The sequence below is a fragment of the Trinickia terrae genome (assembly GCF_005144415.1).
Lineage (GTDB): Bacteria > Pseudomonadota > Gammaproteobacteria > Burkholderiales > Burkholderiaceae > Trinickia_A > Trinickia_A terrae.
This window is the reverse complement of sequence record NZ_SWJE01000002.1, coordinates 100,591-116,084: the sequence shown is the minus strand read 5'-3', so window position 1 is coordinate 116,084 and position 15,494 is coordinate 100,591. Positions and strand designations below refer to the sequence as shown.

The 15,494-nt window shown below is 64.9% G+C and carries 12 protein-coding genes and 1 other RNA gene; 4 read left to right on the top strand and 9 right to left on the bottom strand.

Annotation, left to right across the window (positions count from 1 at the left end; genetic code table 11):
- Positions 1-83 precede the first annotated feature (83 nt).
- Positions 84-1,823, top strand: a complete 1,740-nt coding sequence (locus FAZ69_RS03680) for an FAD-dependent monooxygenase (RefSeq protein WP_136892599.1) — start codon at positions 84-86, stop codon at positions 1,821-1,823.
- Positions 1,824-1,855: 32 nt separating this feature from the next.
- Here the strand turns inward: FAZ69_RS03680 and FAZ69_RS03675 are convergent, their stop codons facing one another.
- From FAZ69_RS03675 to FAZ69_RS03660, 4 genes are read right to left on the bottom strand one after another with little or no spacing between them, the layout of a single operon-like run.
- Positions 1,856-2,098, bottom strand: coding sequence for a formate dehydrogenase subunit delta (locus tag FAZ69_RS03675; RefSeq protein ID WP_136892598.1), 243 nt, complete (start codon positions 2,096-2,098; stop codon positions 1,856-1,858).
- Between the two features lie 47 nt (positions 2,099-2,145).
- Complete coding sequence (gene fdhF / locus FAZ69_RS03670) at positions 2,146-5,109, bottom strand: formate dehydrogenase subunit alpha (protein ID WP_136892597.1); 2,964 nt, start codon at positions 5,107-5,109, stop codon at positions 2,146-2,148.
- 11 nt (positions 5,110-5,120) lie between these two features.
- On the bottom strand, positions 5,121-6,701 hold the full coding sequence (locus tag FAZ69_RS03665) for a formate dehydrogenase beta subunit (RefSeq protein ID WP_136892596.1): 1,581 nt from the start codon (positions 6,699-6,701) through the stop codon (positions 5,121-5,123).
- Positions 6,698-7,210: an NAD(P)H-dependent oxidoreductase subunit E gene (locus FAZ69_RS03660; RefSeq protein WP_169708547.1), complete on the bottom strand. Its 513-nt coding sequence runs from the start codon at positions 7,208-7,210 to the stop codon at positions 6,698-6,700. The genes FAZ69_RS03665 and FAZ69_RS03660 overlap by 4 nt, the downstream gene beginning before the upstream one ends.
- 89 nt (positions 7,211-7,299) lie before the next feature.
- Between FAZ69_RS03660 and FAZ69_RS03655 the strand changes: the two genes are divergently transcribed.
- Entirely contained in the window at positions 7,300-8,400 is a 1,101-nt protein-coding gene (locus FAZ69_RS03655) for a substrate-binding domain-containing protein (protein ID WP_136892594.1), read from the top strand.
- Between the two features lie 145 nt (positions 8,401-8,545).
- Positions 8,546-8,812 (top strand): hypothetical protein, encoded by a 267-nt coding sequence (locus FAZ69_RS03650; RefSeq protein WP_136892593.1) that lies wholly within the window; start codon positions 8,546-8,548, stop codon positions 8,810-8,812.
- 105 nt (positions 8,813-8,917) lie between these two features.
- On the opposite strand, the gene FAZ69_RS03645 is transcribed toward FAZ69_RS03650, so the two are convergent.
- From FAZ69_RS03645 to ompA, 5 genes are all read right to left on the bottom strand, one after another.
- Positions 8,918-9,268 carry a hypothetical protein gene (locus FAZ69_RS03645; protein WP_136892592.1) on the bottom strand — a complete coding sequence of 117 codons (351 nt, stop codon included), beginning with the start codon at positions 9,266-9,268 and terminating at the stop codon, positions 8,918-8,920.
- A gap of 295 nt (positions 9,269-9,563) precedes the next feature.
- Positions 9,564-9,920: a transfer-messenger RNA gene (gene ssrA / locus FAZ69_RS03640) on the bottom strand.
- Between the two features lie 123 nt (positions 9,921-10,043).
- A complete protein-coding gene (locus FAZ69_RS03635) occupies positions 10,044-10,757 on the bottom strand; it encodes an HAD family hydrolase (RefSeq protein WP_136892591.1) in 714 nt (237 codons plus the stop codon).
- 42 nt (positions 10,758-10,799) lie between these two features.
- Complete coding sequence (ubiG, locus tag FAZ69_RS03630; RefSeq protein WP_136892590.1) at positions 10,800-11,498, bottom strand: bifunctional 2-polyprenyl-6-hydroxyphenol methylase/3-demethylubiquinol 3-O-methyltransferase UbiG; 699 nt, start codon at positions 11,496-11,498, stop codon at positions 10,800-10,802.
- 166 nt (positions 11,499-11,664) lie between these two features.
- Positions 11,665-12,318: an outer membrane protein OmpA gene (ompA, locus tag FAZ69_RS03625; RefSeq protein ID WP_136892589.1), complete on the bottom strand. Its 654-nt coding sequence runs from the start codon at positions 12,316-12,318 to the stop codon at positions 11,665-11,667.
- A 495-nt stretch (positions 12,319-12,813) separates the two neighbouring features.
- Here ompA and gyrA point away from each other — a divergent pair, with 495 nt between their 5' ends.
- Positions 12,814-15,426 carry a DNA gyrase subunit A gene (gene gyrA, locus FAZ69_RS03620; RefSeq protein WP_136892588.1) on the top strand — a complete coding sequence of 871 codons (2,613 nt, stop codon included), beginning with the start codon at positions 12,814-12,816 and terminating at the stop codon, positions 15,424-15,426.
- The last annotated feature ends 68 nt before the right edge of the window (positions 15,427-15,494 follow it).

The following is a 15,494-nucleotide window of genomic DNA, read 5'->3' as shown; positions in this document are numbered from 1 at the left end:
CAGCGCCCTGAAAGCGGGCCGGATGTGCCGTAAGCCAGGAGGGCGGCGTACACTGGCCGGATCTGGCCCGCTGGAGGATATGCATGAGCGCCGCCGCCCCCCCGCGCCCCGAAGGAAGTCCCCCTGGGCGAAACGCGCAGTCCGTGCTGATCGTCGGCGCGGGGCCGACCGGGCTTGCCGCCGCGACGAGCCTGGCGCGCTCGCGCATTCCCGTGCGGCTCGTCGACAAGGCAGCGCAGCCGTCGCCGCATTCGCGCGCGATCGGCATCCAGGCGCGCACGCTGGAACTCCTGGAGCAGCACCGGATCGTCGAGCCGTTTCTCGAGCTTGGCCATCGCGCGCGGGCGGCCAATCTCTATTCGAACGGGCATCGCCTGGCGCGGCTCGACTTCGATCCGCTGCAGACGCGCTACCCCTACCTGTTGTTTCTCGATCAGAGCGTCACCGAGAGGCTCTTGACCGAGCATCTCGCGACGCTCGGCGTGAGCATCGAGCGCGGCGTCGAGTTGACGCGGCTGACGCAGGGCGCGTCGCGGGTCGAAGCTGAGCTGTCGCATGCCGACGGCCGCAGCGAGGTCGCGCACGCGGCCTATATGATCGGCGCCGACGGGGCGCACAGCACGGTGCGGCACCTGCTCGGCGTGGGTTTTGCGGGCAAGACCTTCGAGCAGACCTTCCTGCTTGCGGACCTGCAGGCGGTCTCCGACTGGTCCGACGACGAGTTCCATATCTTCGCGTCGGGCGAGGGCCTCGTCGCGCTGTTTCCGATGGGCGGCGGCCGCCATCGCCTGATCGCGGACAATCCGCCGGCGCTGGCCGCCGCCGTTGCCGATTCGACTCTGGGCTCGGCGCAGGACTCGACGCATCGAGAGCCGCCGCCATGCGCCGTGCCGTCGCTCGACGAATGCCGGCGGATCGTCGCTCGGCGCGTGCATGGCCGGCTCGATCTCGACGCCATGGCGTGGTCGTCGTATTTCAACGTGAACAGCCGGATGGCCGAGCGGCTGCGCCTGCAACGGGTTTTCCTGGCGGGCGACGCGGCCCACGTGCATAGTCCCGCCGGTGCGCAAGGCTTGAATACGGGGATTCAGGAGGCGTTCAACCTCGGCTGGAAGCTCGCGCGACAGATCTCGGGCGGAGCGCCCGATCAGCTGATCGATACCTACCAGGCCGAGCGCCATCCGATCGAGCGCGAAGTGCTGCGGCAGACGAGCTTCATGACGCAGATCGCGGAAGCCGAGCATGGTCCGCTCAAGCTGCTGCGCGACCGTGTAATGCCGGTGCTCGCCACGCTGGGCCCGCTGCGCGATGCCGCGCGGCTGACCGTGAGCGAGCTTTCGGTGCAGTACCGGCGCAGTCAGCTCACGCTCGAGCGCGTGCTCGACGGCGGGCCGCGTGCCGGGGAGCGCGCGCCCGATGCGCTGGTTCATGTGGTCGACGGGCCGCTCGGACGCGCACCCGGGATCGGCCGCATCTTCGACCTGCACGACCCGGCGTTCTTTTCGCTATTCCTGCTGGTGGCGGCGGGGAAGGATGGCGAGGCGCCGTTCGATGCCCCGGCGGGCGAAGGGCCCGCGCCCGATGCCGAACTCGCGCGGCTCGCACAGGATCTCGAGCGTGCGCTGCCGGGCGCGGTGCGGATCTGGCGTGTTTGCGAGACGCCGCGCGACGGCGCGCCCTCGCTGGCGGAATCGTATGGACGCACGCGGCCGGCTTTCTATCTGGTGCGGCCCGACGGCTATATCTGCGCGCGCGGCCGGCCGGCGTCGGACGGCAACGCGCTGCTGCGCCATTGCGAGATGTGGTTCGGGCGGCACGGCTGAAGCGCGGTGCGCGAGCCCGGGGTGCGCGCCGCTCAGGCCGCGGCTGCCGGCGTCAGCGCATCGCGCGATTTCGTCAGCGCTTCCCGGACGACCGGCAGCATCGACGCGGCCGCCTCGGGCTCGTCGAGCGCGGCCAGGATCACGCGCCGCATCCGCGGCTCCCAGAAGCGGCGAATGTGATTCGCGACGCCTTCCAGCGCCTCGTCGTGATCGGGCATCGATGCGAAGAATGCGCCGATCTGGTTCGCCATGACGATCAAGTGTTCTTGGTTCATCGTTGCTCGCTGATGCGTTTCGTGCCGGGGCTTAAGCCCCGGCACCCTCATTTGCCGCTCGCCGCATTCGCCACTTCGCGCTGCCGCAGCAGGTCGAGTTGCTCGGCGCTGAAGCGCGAATACTGCTTCTGCCATTGCGAAGGCTGGGCGACCGGCGACACCTGCACCGCCGTCACCTTGTACTCAGGGCAGTTGGTCGCCCAATCGGAGCTGTCGGTCGTGATGACGTTCGCACCCGATTCGGGGAAGTGGAACGTCGTATAGACGACGCCCGGCTGCATCCGCTCGGTGACGAGCGCGCGCAGCACCGTTTGCCCGGCGCGCGACTCGATGCCAGCCCAATCGCCCGTCTTGATGCCGCGCTCGGCGGCGTCGTCCGGATGGATCTCGAGGCGGTCCTCGTCGTGCCAGCGCACGTTGTCGGTGCGGCGGGTCTGCGCGCCGACGTTGTACTGCGACAGGATGCGGCCCGTGGTCAGCAGCAGCGGATATTTGCGCGTCACCTTTTCCGGCGTGGGGACAAACTGCGTGATCACGAACTTGCCCTTGCCGCGCACGAACGCGTCGACGTGCATGATCGGCGTGCCCTCGGGTGCGTGCTCGTTGCACGGCCATTGGATGCTGCCGCGCTTGTCGATCAAGTCGAACGAGACGCCATGGAAGGTCGGCGTGAGGCGCGCGATCTCGTCCATGATCTCCGACGGATGCGCGTAATCCATCTCGTAGCCGAGCTGCTTCGAGAGCATCTGCGTGACTTCCCAGTCGGCGTAGCCGGACAGCGGCGGCATCACGCGGCGCACGCGCGAGATGCGGCGCTCGGCGTTGGTGAACGTGCCGTCCTTCTCGAGGAACGAGGAGCCCGGCAGGAAGACATGCGCGTACTTCGCGGTCTCGTTCAGGAAGATGTCCTGCACGACGATGCATTCCATCGACGACAGCGCCGCCGCGACATGCTGCGTGTTCGGATCGGACTGGACGATGTCCTCGCCCTGGCAGTAGAGGCCCTTGAAGCTGCCGTCGAGCGCGGCGTCGAACATGTTCGGGATGCGCAGGCCGGGCTCCGATTGCAGCTTCACGTGCCAGGCGTCTTCGAATTGCGTCCGCACGGCTTCGTCGCCGATGTGGCGGTAGCCGGGCAGCTCGTGCGGGAACGAGCCCATGTCGCACGAGCCCTGCACATTGTTCTGGCCGCGCAGCGGATTGACGCCGACGCCTTCGCGGCCGATGTTGCCGGTCGCCATCGCGAGGTTGGCGATGCCGATCACCGTCGTCGAGCCTTGCGCGTGCTCGGTGACGCCGAGGCCGTAGTAGATCGCGGCGTTGCCGCCCGTCGCATAGAGGCGCGCTGCGGCGCGCACCAGGTCGGCCGGCACGCCGGTGATATCGGCCGTCGCTTCCGGCGCGTTCTCGGGCAGCGCGGCAAATGCGCGCCATTGCTCGAACGCGCGCGTCTCGCAGCGCTCGGCGATGAACGCCTCGTTGAGCAGCCCCTCGGTGACGATCACGTGCGCGAGCGCGTTGACGATCGCGACGTTCGTGCCTGGCCGCAACGGCAGGTGATACATCGCCTTCACATGCGGCGTATCGACGAGATCGATGCGGCGCGGATCGACGACGATCAGCTTCGCGCCCTGCCGCAGCCGCCGCTTCAGGCGCGATGCGAACACCGGGTGGCCGTCGGTCGGGTTCGCGCCGATCACCATCACGACGTCGGCATGCTCGACCGACGCGAACGTCTGCGTGCCCGCGGATTCGCCAAGCGTCGTCTTCAAGCCGTAGCCGGTCGGGGAGTGGCAGACGCGCGCACAGGTGTCGACGTTGTTGTTGCCGAACGCGGCGCGCACGAGTTTTTGCACGAGGTAGGTCTCTTCGTTCGTGCAGCGCGACGACGTGATGCCGCCGATCGAGTCGCGCCCGTGCTTCGCCTGGATGCGGCGGAACTCGGAAGCGGCGTGCGTCAGCGCTTCGTCCCAGCTGACTTCGCGCCACGGGTCGGTGATCTTCGCGCGGATCATCGGCTTGGTGATGCGGTCCTTGTGCGTCGCGTAGCCCCAGGCGAAGCGGCCTTTCACGCAGGCGTGTCCTTCGTTCGCCTCGCCGTTCTTGTTCGGCACCATGCGCACGACCTGATTGCCCTTCATCTCCGCCTTCAGCGAGCAGCCGACGCCGCAATAAGCGCAGGTCGTCACGACCGAATGCTCGGGCTGGCCGAGCAGCGCGATGCTCTTCTCGTGCAGCGTCGCGGTCGGGCAGGCGGCGACGCACGCGCCGCACGACACGCATTCGGATTCCATGAACGGCTGGCTTTCGCTTGCCGCCACGCGCGATTCAAAGCCGCGCGCCGCGATGGTCAGCGCGAACGTGCCTTGCGTTTCCTCGCAGGCGCGCACGCAGCGGTTGCAGACGATGCACTTCGACGGGTCGTAGGTGAAGTAGGGATTCGATTCGTCTTTCTCGTCGAACAAGTGGTTCGCGCCGTCGTAGCCGTAGCGCACCTCGCGCAAGCCGACGACGCCCGCCATGTCCTGCAGCTCGCAATTGCCGTTCGAGGGGCATGTGAGGCAGTCGAGCGGGTGATCGGAGATATAGAGCTCCATCACGTTGCGGCGCAGCGCCTGGAGCCGGTCGGTCTGCGTGCGCACTTTCATGCCGGCTTCCACGGGCGTCGTGCACGAGGCCGGATACCCCTTGCGGCCCTCGATCTCGACGAGACACAGCCGGCACGAACCGAACGCCTCGAGCGAATCGGTCGCGCAGAGCTTCGGCACGTTGATGCCGGCCTCGATCGCGGCGCGCATCACCGACGTGCCCGTGGGCACGGTGACGAGACGGCCGTCGATGTCGAGCGTGACGTCGGTGTCGGCGTGGACGAACGGCGTGCCGTAGTCGGTGTCGTCATAGGGCGAGCGGGCGCGGGCAGTGCGCTGCAACGCTTCGGACTTGCAGGCGCAATTGGCCGAACCACACCCGCCGGCGTTGGCTTGAGAGGAGGAGACGAGCGCGTCGGACATGGAGGACTCCATCAAGCCGCGGCCTTGTTGGGCCGGGCCGTGCGAAGACCGAAATCTTCGGGGAAGTGTTCAAGGGCGGAGAGCACGGGGTAGGGCGTCATGCCGCCCATCGCGCAGAGCGAGCCGGACACCATCGTGTCGCACAGGTCGCGCAGCAGCTGCACTTGCTTTTCCGAGGTGTCGCCGCTGCGGATGCGTTCGATCACTTCGACGCCGCGCGTCGAGCCGATCCGGCACGGTGTGCATTTGCCGCACGATTCGAGCGCGCAGAAATGCATCGCGTATTGCGCGAGCTCGGCGAGGTTCGAGGTGTCGTCGTGCACGACGATGCCGCCGTGCCCGACCACCGCACCGATCGACGCGTAGGTTTCGTAGTCGAGCGGAATGTCCCACTGGCTCTCGGGCAGGTAGGTGCCGAGCGGCCCGCCCACTTGCACGGCGCGCGCGGGCCGGCCGCTTGCCGTGCCGCCGCCGTACTCGAACAGCAGCTCGCGCAGCGTGACGCCGAACGCGAGCTCGACGAGCCCGCCTTGCTTCACGTTGCCGGCCAGCTGGAACGGCAGCGTGCCGCGGGAGCGGCCCATGCCGAAGTCGCGATAGAACTTCGCGCCGCGCGCGAAGATGACCGGCACGGTCGCGAGCGTGATCACGTTGTTGATGACGGTCGGCTGGCCGAACAGCCCGGCGAGCGCCGGCACGGGTGGCTTCGCGCGCACGATGCCGCGCTTGCCTTCGAGCGATTCGAGCATCGCCGTTTCTTCGCCGCAGACGTAGGAGCCCGCGCCTTTCGCCACGGTGAGTTCGAACGCGTGCGCCGAGCCGAGCACGCTCGCGCCGAGCCAGCCGGCGGCGCGCGCTCGGGCGATGGCGGCTTCGAGCGTTGCGATCGAATGCGGATATTCGCTGCGCACGTAGATGTAGCCTTGCGTCGCGCCCGTCACGATCCCCGCGATGATCATCCCTTCGATCAGGCAGTACGGGTCGCTTTCCATCACGAGGCGGTCGGAGAAGGTGCCGGAGTCGCCTTCGTCCGCGTTGCAGACGATGTATTTCTGCGCGGCTTGCGCATTGCGCACCGTGCGCCATTTGACGCCGGCCGGGAACGCCGCGCCGCCTCGGCCGCGCAGGCCGGAGTCGACGAGCGTTTCGCAGGCGGCGGCGCCGTCCATCGCGAGCGCGGCCTTCAGGCCGGCCAGGCCTTCGTGCGCGAGGTAGTCGTCGATCGAGAGAGGATCGGTGATGCCGATGCGCGCGAACGTCAGGCGTTGCTGGTGCTTCAGATACGGAATCTCGTCGACGATGCCGACGCGCCGCGGATGCTCGCCGCCCGCGAGCCATCCGGCGTCGAAGAGCGAGGCGACGTCGGCCGCGTCGAGATTCGCATAGCCGATGCGCCCGGCGGGCGTCTCGACTTCGACGAGCGGCTCGAGCCACAGCAGGCCGCGGGTGCCGTTGCGGACCAGCTCGAGCGCGACGCCGCGCGCCGCAGCCTCGCGCCCGATCGCGGCGGCGAGCAGATCCGCGCCGAGCGCGAGCGCCGAGGAGTCTCGAGGTACGTACACGCGTGTCAGTGCGCGCGGAGGCTGATTCATGCCGGCTCCTTTGCGCGCGCGGCGGCGATCAGCGCGTCGAACTTTTCAGGCGTGACTTTCGCGTAGAGCGTGTCGTTGATCATCATGGCCGGAGACAGCGCGCATTGCCCGAGGCAGTAGACCGATTCGAGGCCAAGGTCCGGACCGTGCTCGGCGTCGAAGCGGCAACCGGTGCGCGCTTCGATATGCTGGGCGAGCGCTTCCGTTCCCATGCTGCGGCACGATTCGGCGCGGCACAGTTGCACGGTCACGCGCGCGGCGGGCTCGGTGCGGAAATGGTGATAGTAGGTGATGACGCCGTGCACTTCGGCGCGCGACAGGTTCATCGCGCGTGCGAGCGGCGCAACGGCCTCTGGCGGGATGAAACCGGCTTCGTCCTGAATCGCGTGCAGCACGGCGACTAGCGTCGCGCCTGGCTTCACATGGCGGCGCACGAGCTCGTCCGGCGCGATGGCGGCGGGATGGTTCAAGGTGGGGGCTCCTCCATCAAATATGCACTTGTTGCTCATATCAAGCGCATATATGCTTGGCTTTATGGTTTATCCCACAACCATAGGCTGGCCGTAAGGCTTACGCAATAGGAAGAAGCACTGCATAAATGATCCAGATCGATTGCAAGGCGCAACTGGTCGTCGTCGACAGCAGCGGCCGGGAAACCAGCCTGACCGATGTCGTGCCGCTTCTCGCGCTGGTCGGCGAGACGGGTAGCATCGCTCAGGCGGCTGCGCAAAAAGGCCTCTCCTATCGTCACGCGTGGGGCATCCTGCGCGCGCTCGAGGAGCGCCTGGGCGGCGCGCTGATCGCCAAGGAGCGCGGTAAAGGGTCCGCGCTGTCGGAGCTGGGGCAGGCGGTGGTGCGCGCGCAGCGTCTGTGCGCCGAACGGCTCGACGGCAACATGCAGGCGCTGGCAAGCGAGGTCGCCAGCGATTTGAACCGCCGGCTCGGACAGCGTCGCGGCGCGGTGCGCATCCAGGCGTCGCACGGCTACGCGGTGGCGGCGCTCGTGACCGCGCTCGTCGCTCGCGACCCGGCCTCGGTCGACATCAAGTACCGCGACGGCGCCGAGGCCGTTACGGCGCTCGCGTGCGGCGAGTGCGATCTCGCGGGGTTTCATTTGCCGCGCGGCGTGTTCCGCGAGAAATGCGCGAGCGTCTATCGACGCTGGCTCGATCCGCAGCGGCACGTACTGATTCATCTGACCCAGCGCAAACAGGGGCTTTTCCTGCCGAAAGGCAACCCGAAGGGCATCCGCGGCTTGAACGACGTCGCGCGCGACGACGTGCGTTTCGTCAACCGGCAGCCCGGCTCGGGCACGCGGATGCTGCTCGACCTGGCGCTGCGCAGCATCGGCATCGATCCCGAGGGGATCAACGGCTATGCGTCGGCGGAGCTTACGCACTCGGCGATTGCCGCGTTCGTCGCAAGCGGCATGGCCGACCTCGGGTTCGGCGTCGAGCCGGCCGCTCATCATTTCGGGCTCGACTTCATTCCGATCGTTGACGAAGACTATTACTTCGCCTGCGAGCGCGAGCCGCTGGCATCCCTGTCGCTCGCGCCCGTGGTGCAGACGTTGCGGAGCGAGGCGTTCCGGGCGACCGTGGCCCGCCTCGCGGGATACGACCCCGCGCATTGCGGAACGATCGTCGACGTGGCGAGCGGCTTGCGCGGAGCGGTTGTGCCCGATGGCATTCCGCACTGATGCGTGTTGCACGCAAGCCGGGTTTCCGGGACTTTCATTACTGTTGTAATAGTCCGCTGCGAAGCGATGCCGTTCTGCGTTACGCTCTATCCCTCAGACGTTCCGTTTTTGTTCTTCAGTCCGCGTCATGCGGCATCGAATCGCCATGAAATTGCTAATCAACGCTTGCGCTGCCGCAACTGCGGCAGGCGCATTGTTCGCCGTCACGTCGCTCGCCTTCGCGCAGAACTCCCCGGGCGTGCCGGGCGGCATCCTGCAGGACGAGTTCCAGCTTCAGCAGCACCCGCAACTGGAATTCGCCGCGTCCGCGCCGTCGAATAAATATCAGCATGGGCCGAAGTCGAAGGCGCGCAAGCAGGGCGACCTCGGCGATCCGAACGGATGCAATCTGCAGTGCCCGAACGATGAATGATCATAGGGGCGGCGCAGTCGCCTGATGTTTGATCGCTCGCGAGGCGTTGCGAGCGATCGCAGCGCGTGGCGCGCAAGCCCCGAGCGGGGCAGGCGCGTGTCCCGCTCAGGTCGTGCAGCGCGCGATGTCGAAACGCATCTCAGGCTCCGGCACCGAACCGTCGTCGCCGGGCGATTTCTGCACCTTCACCACCGAGCCGTTGCCGGACGGTATCAGCGTAATGAGCCACGCGTAATTGTCTGCGCCGTGGCCGACCGTCAACTCTGTCGAGCCGGTGCCGGTGCTCATGCGCAGGCCGTCGATCCTGCTTTGCAGGCAGCTCGAGATATAGCCGGGCGCGCGCGCCGATTGCACGAAGACCATCGGCTCCGATGAGTGGACTTCCTGGACGTTGGGCGAGCTGCAAGCCGCGATGGCCAGGGTGGCTGGCACGGCGGCGAGAAGAAGTTTGTTCATGGATTCTGCCTTGGCTGCGAATGCGTCGCGATTTCAATAGAGTCGTTACGCAAGCAGGGGTTCAGTCGGCGGCGCCACGGGGCAGGTTTTTGCCGATGCGTTGGGATATCGGGTGCGTTTCGGAGAGTCTACGCGAAGGTGCCTGGAATCGATGCGCGGAGGAGCGGCGAGGGAGTCGTTCTCTTCGAAAGATCGACAGCATGGGAAAGTAGGCGCAGCCGCAAAGAAAAACCCCGCGAGAGCTGCGCTCGGCGGGGTTTTCGCGAATTCCTGAGGCGTCTCAGGAGAAATGTCTTGGTGGAGCCGGCGGGAATCGAACCCGCGTCCGCAAATAGTCCACAACCAGTTCTACATACTTAGTCCTGTCATTTGATTTAACCGCACCGACGCGGACGAACACGCTTCGTTACGGCGAGTCACTAGATTTTCGGCCCCGGCGTCGTGACACCACCAAGGATTATCTGACGTAAATGACCTCGCCAGTCTTGCGACCCTAGCCCGTCAGAGAGCTAGTGCGAGGTTGGCGGGGTTAAGCCGCCAATGCGTACGTGTTGTCGTTCGCAGTTACTTAAGTCCCATTGATTTACGAGGTGACGGGTCCTCGGTATGCCCTGAGCTGCTTCGTTACCCACGTCGAAACCAAGTCGGCCCCAGTGGAACTGACAATTATCCCATAGAACGTGAGTTTGGTGAGCCTTGCGCGCTAAACAATGGACGGGAGAGTATTTTTCGCTTCGCTTCGGTAGCGTGGCGGCTCGCCACGGCAATGGCGCAATCATCCGATTTCGCGGAGCAGCCGCTGCAGCTCGCCCGTCGATTGCACGACGTGCTGCGCGTGCCATTGGGTCGGGGGCAGATCGGTACCGCAGTAGCCATAGGCGGCGGCAACAGTGATCATGCCCGCCGCGAATCCCGCTTGCACGTCGCGCAGATCGTCGCCCACATACACGATCCGCTCCGGGTGCACGTCCAATTCCTTCGCCGCGTGCAGAAGCGGCGCCGGATGCGGCTTCGAGTGCGGCGTCGTATCCCCGCTGACGACGCATCTCGCGCGCAGGTCGAGGCCAAGCAGTTCCACGAGCGGTTCGGTCAGCCGCGCAACCTTGTTCGTGACGATGCCCCAACGCACGCCGCGCTCGTCGAGCTCGTCGAGCAACTCGCCGATGCCGGGAAAGAGGATGGTTTCGATGCACAGATCGGCTTCGTAATTGGCGAGAAACTCCTCGCGCATCGATGCGAACTCGTGATGCTCGGGACCTATGCCGAAGGCACCGCCGATCAGGCCGCGTGCGCCCGCAGACGCGAGCGGGCGCAGATCTTCGAGCGGCAGCATATCGAGACCGCGATCATGGCGCATCTTGTTGACGGCGGCGGCCAGGTCGGGCGCGGTGTCCGCGAGTGTGCCGTCGAGGTCGAACAGGACGGCCTGGCATAGGCCGATCGAAGCGTCATCGCTTTCGCGCTGCGGCAAAGGGGTGGGGTCGCTCATGAAGGCAATCGAAAAGGGAGGTGGGGCGGAGCGGAGCGCGTTTCAGACGTTGCGGCGGCAGGCAAGCATGTAGTTGACGCTCGTGTCGTCGGACAACCCGAAATGTTTGCTGAGCGGACGATAGGTGATGCCCTTGATGTCCCGGCTGTGCAGCCCGGCCGCTCGTACGAACGCCGCCAGCTCCGAAGGGCGGATGAAGCGCGCATAGTCGTGCGTGCCCTTGGGCAGCATTTGTGCGATGTATTCGGCCCCGATCACCGCGAATAAATACGATTTGACGTTGCGATTGAGCGTCGAGAAAAAGACCCAGCCGCCTGGTTTCACTAGCGTTGCACATGCAGCGACGATGGCGCTCGGATCGGGCACGTGCTCGAGCATTTCCATGCAGGTGACGACATCGTAGGTGTCGGGCTCGCGTGCCGCGAGCGCTTCGGCTGCGATTTCCTCGTAGTCGACGCTCACGCCGCTTTCGAGACTGTGCAGGTCAGCGACGCCAAGCGCTTGCGTCGACAGGTCGATGCCCTTGACCTGGGCACCTAATCCCGCCATCGATTCCGACAGGATGCCGCCGCCGCAACCAATATCCAGCACCCGTTTGCCGGCCAGGTGCGCATGGGAGTCGATCCAGTTGAGCCGGACGGGATTCAACTCGTGCAGCGGCTTGAATTCGGCGTTCGGGTCCCACCAGCGATGGGCGAGATCGCTGAATTTCTGCAGCTCATGGGGATCGGCATTGGTCATGGCGGATGCGGCTTGGGCGTTGAACGTTGGATGAGGATTGCGGAGTAGCCCCGAGTATATAGGGGCCGGCCTGCAGGGGCAAAACGGCGACGCCGGCCGCGTCCCAAATTCAGGCGTAAAAAAAGCCCCGCCGAAGCGGGGCTTTGATACTGCGGTATCTTGCAGCTTACTGCTTCGAAGTACCGACAACTTCGACTTCCACGCGGCGATCCGGTGCCAGGCAGGAGATGAGTTGCTTGTGGTTCTTCTGGTTGCAGCCCGTCGTAACCGGGTTGCGCTTGCCCTTGCCTTCCGTGTAGATACGGTTGGCTTCGATGCCCTTGCTGACCAGGTATGCCTTCACAGCTTGAGCGCGGCGCAGCGACAGACGGTCGTTGTACTTGTCCGAACCGATGCGGTCGGTGTAACCCGTTGCAACGACGACTTCGAGGTTCACGCCTTGGATCTTGGCAGCCAGGTCGTCCAGCTTTTCCTTGCCGGCCGGCTTCAGGACAGCCTTGTCGAAGTCGAACAGCGTATCGGCTTGATACGTGATCTTCTGGCTCGTGATGGCCGGAGCAGCAGCCGGAGCAGCCGGGGCCGGCGGCGTCGGAGCCTGGGCGACCAGTGCGCCGTCGCACTTTGCGTTGGCCGTTGCGGGCGTCCAGAACGCGTCGCGCCAGCAAAGCTCGTTCGTGCCGTTCATCCACACGTATTCGCCGGTGCCGTTCACCCAGTTGTCATTCGTTTGTTGTCGCGACGCCGGCACCGACTGTGCCGAAGCGGATGCAGCCATAACTGCGGTAGCTGCAATGAACGCGAGCTTTGAAAGTTTATTCATATTTCTCCTCTCGAAATTGAGATTACCGCAGGTTTACTGCGAGCCTGTTGACGAAGACAAGTCATACATTGCTCGAAGTATAACATTGGTGCGGCACAAAAACGCCGAGCGCTGAAGACACTTCGAGCAGTGTCTAACCGAGTGCGTTGGCATTTTGCCATACAGTTCCCGACCCACGAAAAAAAATTCCTGCCCGTTCTGATACCCCAACACAATTGTGGTGCATGCGCAACAGTAAGGCTGGCGGGCCTGAGCGGCTGTTCGGCTTGGGCATGAGGCGTGCCTGGAGCAAAGAAAATTCGTTTCGTCAATAGCGCCGCGAAAGTGGTTTGCAGCGGCTTCGGACCGCTTCGCAATGGGGGAGTACGTGCCCTCCCGGGAGCGGTTGCGCCGCATGTTAGAATCGCGTGATGCGCTGCGTTTGCAGCGCCAATGCGAGCGCGGGCGGGGTTCGTCGAATCCGGCGTCCGTCTTCGCTTGGAAAAGATACGGATAATGGATCAATTCGCCAAAGAGACTCTGCCAATCTCCCTCGAGGAGGAAATGCGCCGTTCGTATCTCGATTACGCAATGAGCGTGATCGTGGGGCGAGCGCTTCCCGATGTCCGCGACGGCTTGAAACCAGTGCACCGGCGCGTCCTGTACGCGATGCACGAACTCAACAACGACTGGAACCGTGCCTATAAGAAGTCAGCGCGTATCGTCGGCGACGTGATCGGTAAATACCATCCGCACGGCGACAGTGCTGTATACGAAACCATCGTCCGGATGGCGCAGGACTTCTCTCTGCGCTACATGCTGGTGGACGGGCAGGGCAATTTCGGGTCGATCGACGGTGACAACGCCGCCGCGATGCGCTACACCGAAATCCGCATGGCGAAGATCGGCCATGAACTGCTTGCTGATATAGATAAGGAAACCGTCGATTTCGGTCTGAACTATGACGGCAGCGAGAACGAGCCGCTCATCCTGCCCGCGCGGATCCCCAATCTGCTGATCAATGGATCGTCGGGGATCGCGGTGGGGATGGCCACCAATATTCCGCCGCACAACTTGAATGAAGTCGTCGACGCTTGCCATCACCTGCTGAAGAACCCGCAGGCAAGCATCGATGAGTTGATCGAGATCATTCCCGCCCCCGATTTCCCGACCGCCGGCATCATCTACGGCGTGGCGGGCGTGCGCGACGGCTATCGCACCGGCCGCGGCCGCGTCGTGATGCGCGCGGCGACGCACTTCGAGGAGATCGATCGCGGCCAGCGCATGGCGATCATCGTCGACGAGCTGCCGTATCAAGTTAACAAGCGCTCGCTGCTCGAGCGCATCGCCGAGCTCGTCAACGAGAAGAAGCTGGAAGGCATCTCCGATATTCGCGACGAGTCCGACAAGAGCGGCATGCGCGTCGTAATCGAGCTGAAGCGCGGCGAGGTTCCCGAGGTTGTCCTCAACAATCTATATAAGGCGACCCAGCTGCAGGACACGTTCGGCATGAACATGGTCGCGCTCGTCGACGGCCAGCCGAAGCTGCTCAATCTTAAGGAAATGCTTAGCGCGTTCCTGTCGCATCGACGGGAAGTGCTGACGCGGCGCACCGTATACGAGTTGCGCAAGGCGCGCGAACGCGGCCATGTGCTCGAGGGTCTCGCAGTCGCGCTCGCCAACATCGACGAGTTCATCGCCATCATCAAGGCCGCGCCGACTCCGCCGATCGCCAAGCAGGAGCTGATGGCGCGGGCATGGGATTCGTCGCTCGTGCGCGAGATGCTGTCGCGCGCGGAAACCGATAACGCGTCCGCGGGCGGCCGCGACGCCTATCGCCCCGAAGGGCTGAACCCGGCGTTCGGGATGCAGGGCGACGGCCTCTACAAGCTGTCCGATACCCAGGCGCAGGAAATTCTGCAGATGCGCCTGCAACGCCTGACCGGTCTCGAGCAGGACAAGATCATCGGCGAGTACCGCGAAGTGATGGCGCAGATCGCTGACCTGCTCGACATCCTGGCGCGCCCGGAGCGGATCACCGCGATCATCACCGACGAGTTGACGGCCGTGAAGTCCGAGTTCGGCGACGCGCGCCGCTCGAAGATCGAGATGAACGCGACCGAGCTGAACACCGAAGACCTCATCACGCCGCAGGACATGGTCGTGACGATGTCGCACGCCGGTTACGTGAAATCGCAGCCGTTGTCCGAATATCGGGCCCAGAAGCGCGGAGGTCGCGGCAAGCAGGCGACGCAGATGAAGGAAGACGACTGGATCGACACGCTCTTCATCGCGAATACGCACGACCACATCCTGTGCTTCTCGAACCGCGGCCGCGTTTACTGGGTGAAGGTCTACGAGGTGCCGCAGGGCTCGCGCAACTCGCGCGGCCGTCCGATTGTCAACATGTTCCCGCTGCAGGATGGCGAGAAGATCAACGTCGTGCTGCCGGTCAAGGAATTCTCGGCCGACAAGTTCGTCTTCATGGCGACGGCGCTCGGTACGGTCAAGAAGACGCCGCTCGAGGCTTTCAGCAGACCATTGCGCAAGGGTATTATTGCGGTCGGCCTCGACGAGGGTGATTACCTGATCGGCGCCGCGATCACCGACGGCGCGCACGACGTGATGCTGTTCTCCGATTCGGGCAAGGCTGTGCGCTTCGACGAAAACGACGTGCGTCCGATGGGCCGTGAAGCGCGAGGCGTGCGCGGCATGCAGCTCGACGATGGGCAGCAGGTCATCGCGATGCTGGTGGCGGGCAGCGAGCAGCAGTCGGTGCTGACCGCGACCGAGAACGGCTACGGCAAGCGCACTCCGATCACCGAATACACGCGCCACGGGCGCGGCACGAAGGGGATGATCGCGATCCAGACGTCGGAGCGCAACGGCAAGGTTGTCGCGGCGACGCTCGTCGACGCCGAAGGCCAGATCATGTTGATCACGACGACTGGTGTGCTGATCCGTACGCGCGTTTCGGAGATCCGCGAAATGGGCCGTGCAACGCAAGGTGTTACACTCATCAGCCTTGATGACGGCACCAAGCTCTCCGGCCTGCAGCAAATCGCCGAGGCGGATGGCGAAGGCGATGCCGAAGGTACGGCGGCGGACGACGAGAACGGCGAAAGCTGACCGGCACGCGAATCGTGTACGGCTGCGCGCCTGAGAAAGTAACCGCAAGGAGCTCCGCACGAAGCGAA